At 56.2% G+C, this 8,091-nt stretch carries 9 protein-coding genes and 1 pseudogene; 4 read left to right on the top strand and 6 right to left on the bottom strand.

Annotation, left to right across the window (positions count from 1 at the left end):
* A pseudogene (locus tag KGA97_RS16665) lies at window positions 1-1,284 on the bottom strand (hypothetical protein); the annotation flags it as partial.
* Window positions 1,285-1,410: 126 nt separating this feature from the next.
* Between KGA97_RS16665 and KGA97_RS16660 the strand changes: the two are divergent.
* Both KGA97_RS16660 and map read left to right on the top strand, forming a co-directional pair.
* Complete coding sequence (locus KGA97_RS16660) at window positions 1,411-1,677, top strand: ParD-like family protein (protein ID WP_008038842.1); 267 nt, start codon at window positions 1,411-1,413, stop codon at window positions 1,675-1,677.
* Window positions 1,674-2,465 carry a type I methionyl aminopeptidase gene (map, locus tag KGA97_RS16655; protein WP_223435616.1) on the top strand — a complete coding sequence of 264 codons (792 nt, stop codon included), beginning with the start codon at window positions 1,674-1,676 and terminating at the stop codon, window positions 2,463-2,465. Before KGA97_RS16660 ends, map begins: the two co-directional genes overlap by 4 nt.
* Before the next feature lie 73 nt (window positions 2,466-2,538).
* On the opposite strand, the gene KGA97_RS16650 is transcribed toward map, so the two are convergent.
* The 3 genes from KGA97_RS16650 to KGA97_RS16640 form a co-directional block, all read right to left on the bottom strand.
* Window positions 2,539-2,994, bottom strand: a complete 456-nt coding sequence (locus tag KGA97_RS16650) for a VOC family protein (RefSeq protein WP_207284484.1) — start codon at window positions 2,992-2,994, stop codon at window positions 2,539-2,541.
* A gap of 182 nt (window positions 2,995-3,176) precedes the next feature.
* Complete coding sequence (locus KGA97_RS16645; protein WP_008038836.1) at window positions 3,177-3,599, bottom strand: MAPEG family protein; 423 nt, start codon at window positions 3,597-3,599, stop codon at window positions 3,177-3,179.
* A gap of 72 nt (window positions 3,600-3,671) precedes the next feature.
* A complete protein-coding gene (locus tag KGA97_RS16640; RefSeq protein WP_223481120.1) occupies window positions 3,672-4,625 on the bottom strand; it encodes a diiron oxygenase in 954 nt (317 codons plus the stop codon).
* A 198-nt stretch (window positions 4,626-4,823) separates the two neighbouring features.
* Between KGA97_RS16640 and KGA97_RS16635 the strand changes: the two genes are divergently transcribed.
* Window positions 4,824-5,780: an AraC family transcriptional regulator gene (locus KGA97_RS16635; protein WP_223481119.1), complete on the top strand. Its 957-nt coding sequence runs from the start codon at window positions 4,824-4,826 to the stop codon at window positions 5,778-5,780.
* 47 nt (window positions 5,781-5,827) lie between these two features.
* On the opposite strand, the gene KGA97_RS16630 is transcribed toward KGA97_RS16635, so the two are convergent.
* Complete coding sequence (locus tag KGA97_RS16630) at window positions 5,828-6,715, bottom strand: NAD(P)/FAD-dependent oxidoreductase (protein ID WP_223481118.1); 888 nt, start codon at window positions 6,713-6,715, stop codon at window positions 5,828-5,830.
* Window positions 6,716-6,856: 141 nt separating this feature from the next.
* Here KGA97_RS16630 and KGA97_RS16625 point away from each other — a divergent pair, with 141 nt between their 5' ends.
* Window positions 6,857-7,285, top strand: coding sequence for an Rrf2 family transcriptional regulator (locus KGA97_RS16625; protein ID WP_223481117.1), 429 nt, complete (start codon window positions 6,857-6,859; stop codon window positions 7,283-7,285).
* 204 nt (window positions 7,286-7,489) lie between these two features.
* Here KGA97_RS16625 and KGA97_RS16620 read toward each other — a convergent pair whose 3' ends face one another.
* Entirely contained in the window at window positions 7,490-8,071 is a 582-nt protein-coding gene (locus KGA97_RS16620) for a hypothetical protein (protein ID WP_177318171.1), read from the bottom strand.
* Window positions 8,072-8,091: the final 20 nt, after the last annotated feature.

The raw sequence follows: 8,091 nt of genomic DNA, 5'->3' as shown, positions 1-8,091 counted from the left end.
GGGTGGGTATGTTCTGCTGCATTCTTGCCTGTCCTTTGTAAGCGTCACCGTCCAATCCCAGCCTGCAGCCTCATAGGCATCAATCGAATCCTGTTTGGGATGGCCGTAGCTGTTTCCGTCGCCCACTGATAGAACGAGTTTTTTCGGACTGCCTCGCATTGGCTTGGGAACGGCTGCCGCAGTGATCGTTGATCCATGATGGGGGGCCACCATGCCCGCCAATTTAAGCCGGTGGTTGGTCGCCAGGGAGGGAATGGACGGGAAGTCGGCGTCTCCGGTCATGAGAATTGCCGGCCCTTTACCCTTCGGTCGGACAAACATCGCAATACCGGTGTTGTTCCTGTCCCTTGTCTGACGTGTATCGGGCTCACAGGCTTCCAGCCAGCCATCGGCAAAACGAATTCGTTCGCAATTGTCTGGCCATAAAAGCATTGCCGAGATGCCAGGCATTAATTGTTTGCGTGTCAGCGCATCATAAAAACTTCGCGCCAGCGGGCCGATTTGATGTTGTTCTATCTCAGGTGCACGAGCAATCCAGAAACGCTTAAGTGCCTCCTGGTTCCATTCGTGTTTGGTTGTCAGGTTTACGGGATCGTATTTGCTTCTGGCGATTGCATAACACCAGTGATCCATATCCCAATGGGAAAGCACGACAGGGGCAGCCGTATGATGATTGCAAGCGAAGAAAGCAGGCTGGTGGGACGGACGCGTACGCGCGTGAAAGTTCGGCGCCCAGCCCAAATCAAAAAAGACGCGTGGGAACTCGTGTTCGTCGACGATGGCGTTGCAGTTCCCCTGACCCACATCGTACGCAGCAATCGCGAGAGTGCCTGATTCGCGTAGCGAAACATCAAGCACTCCAGCGATAAAGCTTGCAGGTGAGCGCACCTCACCAGCAAGCATGAAGATGGCGCTTTCCCAATTGCTCAACTCAATGGGCGACACGCTGGCAATGTGAAGCAGGACTGGCTCGGCATTGTCTCCAAACATCACAACGTCCGCCGAGATCGTATTTTCCGAAATTTGCGAGGCAACCTCGATTTTTACCCAGCGGCCCTCCGACTCCCCAATGCTTGGGAATAGTCCTGCTACGGACGCAAAAGAGACTCGTAAGGTAAGTAGATCAAGCTCAGTATCGCGGGGAGAGTAACCCCTCGGTTGTTTTCTGCTGAAACAGTCAAAAGTTACCCAGCCGCCATTTTCCTTGTTTTGCTCGTCACGCTCTATTTCAACCAGAGCCGTGAATTCTCTGCGTCTGTACTCAAGCAAATCATGATCCTTCATATCACTCTCTCTCATGGCGCCACCTTGGCCGGATTCATCACCGTCTGGAAATTACAGTATCCGTTCTTGATTTCAAGCTCGAACCGGATAATATACGTTCCATATCCATTTCATATAGTGAGCCTCATGGGCATCGTAAAAATTTCTGAAGACATGCATGAGCATCTGCGCGTCGCGAGCGATGCGTTGAGTCGCTCGATCAACGCTCAGGCCGAGCACTGGATGCGTATCGGGATGCTTGCCGAATTACACCCCGATCTGGATCACAGCGACATTTGCCGCATGCTGATTCGCGCAGAACTGCAAGGCGGTCTTGATTTGAAGAAGCTCTGCGCCCTCGAAGAAAGTTCGCAAGGCCCACAGGTTCATGCAGCCATCGGAGCCAGGAAATGAGGGCGAACGTGCGCATCAATACCCGGGCAGACATCGCCAGCTCGCGTGCCGCTGCAACGCTGGCGGCCGAGGTGCTGGCCATGATTGGGCCTTATGTGAAAGCGGGTGTCACCACCGACGAGCTCGATCAGCGCTGTCACGATTACATCGTCAATGTGCAAAAGGCCATTGCGGGGAATATCGGGTATCTCGGCTACCCGAAAACCGTGCTGACGTCCGTCAATCAAGTGGTCTGCCATGGCCTGCCTTCGGCCACTGTCCTGAAGGATGGCGACATTGTGAATATCGACGTCGCTGTCAAAAAGGACGGTTGGTATGGCGACACCAGTCGAATGTATTTCGTGGGTGAACCCAGTCCGCAGGCTCGGCATTTGGTCAAGACCACCTATGAAGCGCTGTGCGCCGGTATTCGAGTCGTTCGCCCCGGTGCCACGCTGGGCGATATCGGTTATGCCATTCAGTCGGTCGCCGAAAGGGATGGATTCAGTGTTGTGCGCGAATACTGCGGTCACGGTATTGGCAAGGTCTATCACGATGAGCCGCAGATCCTCCATTACGGCTACCCCGGCCAGGGATTGCAGTTGAAAGCGGGCATGATTTTCACCATTGAGCCCATGTTGAACGCGGGTAAGCGTCATGTGAAAACCCTGGCGGACGGCTGGACCGTTGTCACCAAGGATCACTCCCTTTCAGCCCAGTGGGAGCACATGGTGGCGGTCACTGACGATGGCTTTGAGGTTCTATCTGCCTGGCCTGACAGCGTCGAAGAGTTCCCGGCTATCCGATAACCCGGCCCTGGACGGGCCTTTGGCATTTGTGCGGTGGCGGCAGGCCGATGGCGAACATTCACCCCGGCCTCTTTCAGGCAAACGCCTCCTCGATAAATGCTTCCAGCGCCTTGTCTTCCAATATCTCGATGGAAAAGTGCCCGAAGCGTTTGGGCAACCAGATGATGCGGGCCCCGGACGGGGATTGCAGGTTCGCGCGGGCCAGTGGTTTGCCGTTTTCGTCCTCTGGCTGAACACCCGTGGCGATCAATTCGTCATAGGCCTGCTCGATGTCCGGCGTGGAGTAGCAGTGGCGATAAATCATGCCTTCACCCGAAGAATCCAGGAGCTCCTTCAGGTTCCCCGCCAACGGTTGCACCAGCATGAAACGCTCCTGACCAATCAACGCAATCGCGTAGCGCACGTGCAGGCCACCGCGTTCCCAGACGAGCGTTTTAGAGATCCTGGCCTTCAGTGTCCGTGCGTAGTAAGCACAGGCTTCTTCAAGATTCGTGACCAGTACATCGACGTGACTGAACTTCAGTTCCATTGCATTTCTCCTGTCAAACCGGCGTCCATGATAACGACGTCACCCTCAGGATCAGAAGGGGTTACATGGGGTTTGTTTGCGAGCCGAACAGCGTCGCTGAGATGGGGCCGTGCCGCATGCTTGCCGAGAGCGGCAAAGCATTGCCCTCGACGTTTTCGGCAAGTAAACACTTCATCCCTTACTCATACGCCGTAACTCGCCGCTATCACAATGAGCGCAAGGAAACAGACCAACTGAATGCAAAAGAAGGTAAACCGAACCGCCACGAACCTGTTTGTCTGCACATGAGATACGTGAACCAGAGACTGGCACACGCGAGCGATCAGGACGAGCATGGACAAGTAGTCAACGGCGGGTGTGTTGATACCAAGGGCTGAAATCACGAACACGATGGTGCCAAAGACCGGCAGGTTTTCCACACAGTTCGCATGCGCTCGTGTTCCGCGCCGATACCAATCTTCGCCATCGGGCTGATCGCTTCGGAAAGAGGCAATCGGAACATTCGAGAACAGGATTCTGACCCAGCGATACACCCCGACGGTTGCCATCAACAGCAGCAAAGTCCAGGTCGCGAACCCCAGCAACATCCACATCGGTATCGTCATGGCTGCCATCCTCAATCCAGCACCTCATTGCACATCCACGCGGCCGACGCGAGGTCGGCCGCACCCTGTAGATCAGTTGCTCATGATGGGAGCCAGTGCGGTCTGAATCCTGGACATCTGTTCGGGTGTTGTCATGCGCGCAAGCAGTTGGCCAAAATGTGGATGCTGCACGCCCGAGATAATGTACTGCCAGCGGTAGGCGCCCAGCACGGAGGCATTGATTTGCGCGGTCTCGTCAACACTGAACGAGCGTGGAACATTGCGAATGAAGTAGTTGGCATCGGATGCCGATTGCGCCTGCAGGATTGCATCGACGGCTGCCACCAGCGCAATCAGATCGCTCACTGCCTGGTCGCGCTCGACTGGCGAAAGTTTCGCATGCTCCGCTTTCCATTCCAGCTCATCGAGTACGACGTGCCGGCTTTCATCCTTCCAGTGAAATTTGAAGACATCCTTGAAGAGCGGGCACAACTCCTCGCGCGGGGCGATGCTTTTTGCGTAATGCGTTTGAACAAACAGCTCGATATGACAGGTCAGCGCCAGCACCGACCAGGTGCTGGCCGCCAGTACCGCACGCGCCACATCGTTTGGATCGGCCACTTGGCGATATCCCGCCGGCAATTGCGCATCCATCATCGTTTCTATGCGCCGGAACAGCTCCTGATGCTTGATCTCGTCATTGGAAAATCGCACCAGCGCTTCAAGCGCGAGCTGATCGTCAAAGACATGGGCCCGACCTTGATCGAGCATTTTGGCACTGATGAAACGCTCGACCAGGCCAAAGATATACGCATAGGTTCGGCCCTGAATCTGGCTGAGCAGGCGCGCCTCTTCCAGGGTGAGAAAGGTCAGGCGGTCGATCCGCGAGAGTCCGTCGGGCAAGAATTTGCGCGAGAAGTCGAAGCGGCGGTCCTGGAGCAAATCGCGATCGATCTGCCATTCGGCTTTTTTCGAGGACCTGACGAGTTGAGCATAACGGGCGGCGTTGCCCGAATCTGCGTCGGGTAAGGTTGCGACGGTGTTCATATCGATCTCCTGCTTCCTGGTCGAACTGGAAGGGGGCCATTACGGTTAACGTCGGAGCCTGTGACCATGAGTGAAACCTCTGGGGGGCGTCCTGATCACTGAGTCCGCGTTGGTGCTAATCTAGGCCTCGCCGTTCAGGCGCAGAATGACCGGTGCGCCTGATTACATGCTCCGGACTCCGGAAAGGAGGGCTGGCAATTGCTGGATGCGCTTTCTGATGTCTTGCGTGTCATTCGGCTCTCTGGAGGAGTCTTCCTCGAGGCGGAATTCACTGCGCCCTGGTGCCTCAGCGGAAAAATCTCTGCGGACGATTGCAAACCGTTCCTGGCGGCCCCTCGACATGTCATTGCGTCGCATTTTGTCGCTGCGGGGCACATGCAATTGAAAATCGCCGGTGAAGCCCCCCTCGACGTGGGGGCAGGCGAACTCATTCTGCTTCCGCGCAATGACGTTCATACGTTTGGCAGCGACCTGAGCGTTGCTCCCATGTCGGCGCGCGACGTTATTCAGCCGCCGGAAGTCGGTGGCATTTCACGTATCAAGTGCGGCGGGGGCGGCGAGGTCACGCAGTTATTGTGTGGGTTCCTCGGCACTGAAACCCCTTTCAGTCCATTGCTCTCGTCGCTGCCATCCTTATTGAAACTGGACATGCGCGCGACGGCTTCGGGAGCCTGGATAGAAAGCTCATTCCGATTTGCTGTCAGTGAGATCGCGGCGGGGCGCGTCGGCTCGACAACGGTCATCGCCAAGCTATCGGAATTGCTCTTCGTCGAAGCCGTCAGCCAGTATGTCGCGAGCCTCCCCGCTGAACGGCGCGGGTGGCTGGCGGGTTTGCGGGATCCGCATATCGGGCGCGCATTGGCGCTGCTTCATGCTCGCCCAACCGAGGGCTGGACGGCAGAAGCCCTGGCGCTTGAAGTGGGCATGTCGCGCTCGGTTTTCGCGGAACGATTCACGGCATTGGTCGGCCAGCCACCAATGCAATACCTGACGCTCTGGCGCATGCACGTGGCGGCTCAACACCTGCGCGAAGGTCGCGGCAATGTGGCGCAGATCGGCTTTGCAGTGGGCTACGAATCCGAAGCCGCGTTCAGTCGCGCATTCAAGCGCCAGTTCGGCACATCACCCGGCACCTGGCGCAGGCAATCGGCATGAGAAGGTCGGGTGCCGGCGGACGCACTTAATCCGCTTGCGACTCATATTCAGCGAAAGATCAGCGACTGGTGTGCCGCGCCGCCCGTGCGTGCGCCGTCACCCACTGCGACGGCCACATTGCCTGCGGCTACTGCTGCATCCCCGCAGGCAAACACGCCGGGTACACTGGTTTCGCGCATCGCATCTACCTTGATGAACTCACCCGTCGGCCCGGCTTCAAACTCGCAACCAAGCAGCGCTGCCAGCGGGCTGCCCATACGCGTGAGAGGCTGAGTGAACAGCCCTGCAAATTTGATCACACGACCGCTGGCCAGTGTCACATCGGCTTGTTCCCCGCCAACCGACAAGACAGGTTCGCGCTCCACCGCAACCCCACGCCTGGCCAGCTTCGCCAACTGGTCGGCATCAGGCTCGAATACCTCGTTGAGGAAGAGTGTCGTTGGCCCCCAGTCGGGCAACATCAGCGATTGGTGGATGGCAACTGGCGAGGCCGCCAATACTCCAATCGGTCCGCCGTACAGTTCATATCCATGGCAATACGGACAATGAAACACTCGCTGCCCCCAGCGCTCTGACAGCCCGGGAATCGCAGGCAACTCATCCACCACCCCTGTGGCCAGGATCAGACGCCTCGCCGCGAATTGTTCCCCGTTCGCGGCTGTTATCACAAATCCACCATCGCCCGTCTTTGCCTGGACGGCGGGTTGCGAAAGCCACTCGACTGTTGGATAGGCCAGCAACTGGGCACGTGCCTCGCTGGCTATCGTGCCGGGATCACGACCGTCCTGCCCAAGAAATCCATGTGAATTGTGAGCAAACCGATTACGGCGCTGACCTGCATCGATCACCAACACCTTTCGGCGCGCCCGTGCCAGTTGCAAGCCTGCGGAAATACCGGAATAGCTGCCGCCAACGATGATCACGTCGTAAACCATTGATCAGTCTCCCTGGGTCTTCGACCTGCTCGAAAACTCTAGATACAACGTAAGTTACGTGATGTCAGGGTGTCAACAGTCTCGTAACTTATGCTGTGTCGAGCGATACTCGGCACACGCAACTTCAGGAAACCGCCATCCATGAGAAATGACACTCGCTTGTCCCGCATGCTGCACGTGCTGATCCACATGGCTCGCCACGAACAGCCCGCCACGTCCGATACCATCGCGCAGATGCTCGGTACCAACCCGGTGGTGGTCCGGCGGACCATGGCGCTGCTCAAGGACGGGGGGTATGTGCGCTCGGAAAAGGGGCACCGTGGGGGGTGGACGCTGGCGAAATCGTTAGCGGATATAACACTGTTGAACATCCATCAGGCCTTGGGCTCGTCCTCGCTTTTCGCCATCGGTCTGTCGACCGACCATCCAGAATGCCTGGTGGAGCAAGCGGTGAATGCTGCGCTGACCGAAGCGTTTGATGCGGCGCAGGCACTGCTTATAGATCGCTTGGGAAGCGTCACGCTTGAACAGTTGGCCAGTGATTTCGAACGGCGCTACCAACGTCTGTAAACCTGTGGTCTACAAAGTGGCGTCTGGAAGTAGCTGTATGTTTGGTTCTAGCCGGAAAGCGACGGTCCAGTAGACTAAGGATCGCATCCTTGGGCATTTCCCATTTGGGCCACTTAATCTTGTAAAAAAGATGAATGGTTTCGCCCGATGGGCAAATTATGTTGCTCAAAAAAGCACCTCCAGCCTACCTCCACTTTGTCTGTACTACGTTAGCTGAAAACGCTCTAACGCATAATCCTTGCCTGCCAAGGTAAGTTCAAAAGTGGTGGCGCCAAACGTGCCCCGTGTCACTTTTTGTTTGATAAGGCGTTTGTCTTGAAGTTGCTTTAGATCGGCTTCAACTTCTGCTGTGCTGAGTGAGACAAGTTTGCAAATTGAGTTCAGGTTTGCAACTTTCCTGAAATTTGCATGATAGGCCAAAGCTTCCATTAATAGCGTTTGGTTATCTGTTAGTCGTGGGAACTGAGGGTTGTTCATTTTGTAAACTTTTCGCTCTATCTCATGTAGCTCGTCGTAAGCTCCATCAGTGTTGCGGGCGTAGTAAATCGCTGCAGACAGAGTGCTGATTAAAATCGCGATTATCATCAGCAGCGACCAATTCGGCATTGGCGTTTCCAGCGAAAGCCAATCCGAAAAACGTTGCGGCCAGCTCGTGCTATCTGCCAACAATCTCAGGTCCAGGTGAGTGTCGAGCAGCTTTATGACAGCCCAAGCGACAAGGAAAATCCCAGCCCAGCAGGCCATAACCTTGAGCGTGAATGGGGAATGCTTGCCTTGTGCTGCCATGCTACTCGTCCCCAGTGCAG

Source organism: Pseudomonas sp. BF-B-15 (assembly GCF_019946675.1).
GTDB lineage: Bacteria > Pseudomonadota > Gammaproteobacteria > Pseudomonadales > Pseudomonadaceae > Aquipseudomonas > Aquipseudomonas migulae.
Note: the sequence above shows the minus strand (reverse complement) of the source record. Positions and strands in the feature narration are given on the sequence as shown.

Coding starts and splice junctions, on each gene's coding strand:
- KGA97_RS16645 (WP_008038836.1), bottom strand. CDS start 3,599: ATGACGATACCGATGTGGATGTTGCTGGGGTTCGCGACCTGGACTTTG.
- KGA97_RS16620 (WP_177318171.1), bottom strand. CDS start 8,071: ATGGCAGCACAAGGCAAGCATTCCCCATTCACGCTCAAGGTTATGGCC.
- KGA97_RS16660 (WP_008038842.1), top strand. CDS start 1,411: ATGGGCATCGTAAAAATTTCTGAAGACATGCATGAGCATCTGCGCGTC.
- KGA97_RS16630 (WP_223481118.1), bottom strand. CDS start 6,715: ATGGTTTACGACGTGATCATCGTTGGCGGCAGCTATTCCGGTATTTCC.
- KGA97_RS16640 (WP_223481120.1), bottom strand. CDS start 4,625: ATGAACACCGTCGCAACCTTACCCGACGCAGATTCGGGCAACGCCGCC.
- KGA97_RS16625 (WP_223481117.1), top strand. CDS start 6,857: ATGAGAAATGACACTCGCTTGTCCCGCATGCTGCACGTGCTGATCCAC.
- KGA97_RS16650 (WP_207284484.1), bottom strand. CDS start 2,994: ATGGAACTGAAGTTCAGTCACGTCGATGTACTGGTCACGAATCTTGAA.
- map (WP_223435616.1), top strand. CDS start 1,674: ATGAGGGCGAACGTGCGCATCAATACCCGGGCAGACATCGCCAGCTCG.